This is a genomic window from Hoylesella nanceiensis DSM 19126 = JCM 15639 (genome assembly GCF_000379965.1).
In the GTDB taxonomy this organism is placed as follows: domain Bacteria; phylum Bacteroidota; class Bacteroidia; order Bacteroidales; family Bacteroidaceae; genus Prevotella; species Prevotella nanceiensis.
The window spans coordinates 1-1178 of sequence record NZ_KB904330.1 but is presented as its reverse complement, the minus strand read 5'-3'; the positions used below and the strand labels follow the sequence as shown (position 1 = coordinate 1178).

Below are 1178 nucleotides of genomic sequence, written 5' to 3'. Positions count from 1 at the left end.
CCCGCCGTAAGACCAAGGTTTCCCGGGCAATGTCAATCACCCCGGGGTTAGTCGGGTCCTAAGTCTCAGCCGAATGGCGATGGCGATGGTAGAAACGGTTAATATTCCGTTACTGCTTTAATGAGTGATGGGCAGACGAAGAAGTGACACCACCGCGAGGCGACGGAAGTCCTCGTTAAAGAGTGTAGGAGTTGATGATTGCAGGTAAATCCACAATCAGATCCGACCTTGATAGTATGGTTTTCTCCTCGGAGCGAACCAATAGTGTGGGTAATCCTGCTTCCAAGAAAATGCTCTAAACATATTGTTAAAGCACCCGTACCGTAAACGGACACACGTAGTCGGGTAGAATATACTAAGGCGTTGAGAGATTCATGGTTAAGGAACTAGGCAAATTGACCCCGTAACTTCGGGATAAGGGGTCCTCATACTGTAATGGTAGTGAGGCGCAGAGAATCGGTCCAGGCAACTGTTTAACAAAAACACAGGGCTGTGCTAACTCGAAAGATGATGTATACAGTCTGACACCTGCCCGGTGCTGGAAGGTTAAGAGGAGAGCTTATTCTTCGGAAGAAGGTTTGAATTGAAGCCCCAGTAAACGGCGGCCGTAACTATAACGGTCCTAAGGTAGCGAAATTCCTTGTCGGGTAAGTTCCGACCTGCACGAATGGTGTAATGATCTGGACACTGTCTCAACCATGATCTCAGTGAAATTGTAGTATCGGTGAAGATGCCGATTACCCGCGATGGGACGAAAAGACCCCGTGAACCTTTACTACAGCTTAGCATTGACCTTGGTCATCCGATGTGTAGGATAGGCCGGAGGCTTTGAAGGGGGTGCGCCAGCACTCTTGGAGCCATCCTTGAAATACGGCCCTTTGGCTGTCTGAGGTCTAACTCGTGAATTACGAGGACATTGTTTGGTGGGTAGTTTGACTGGGGTGGTCGCCTCCAAAAGCGTAACGGAGGCTTCCAAAGGTACCCTCAGGTCGATTGGTAACCGACCTATTAGAGTGCAATGGCATAAGGGTGCTTGACTGAGAGGCAGACATGCCGACCAGGTAGGAAACTAGGGCATAGTGATCCGGCGGATGTGTATGGAAACTCCGTCGCTCAAAGGATAAAAGGTACTCCGGGGATAACAGGCTGATCCCCCCCAAGAGCTCATATCGACGGGG

At 50.0% G+C, this 1178-nt stretch carries 1 rRNA gene; it reads left to right on the top strand.

The annotated features are described in order from the left end of the window. Nucleotides 1-1178, top strand: a 23S ribosomal RNA gene (locus A3GM_RS0106055); the annotation flags it as partial.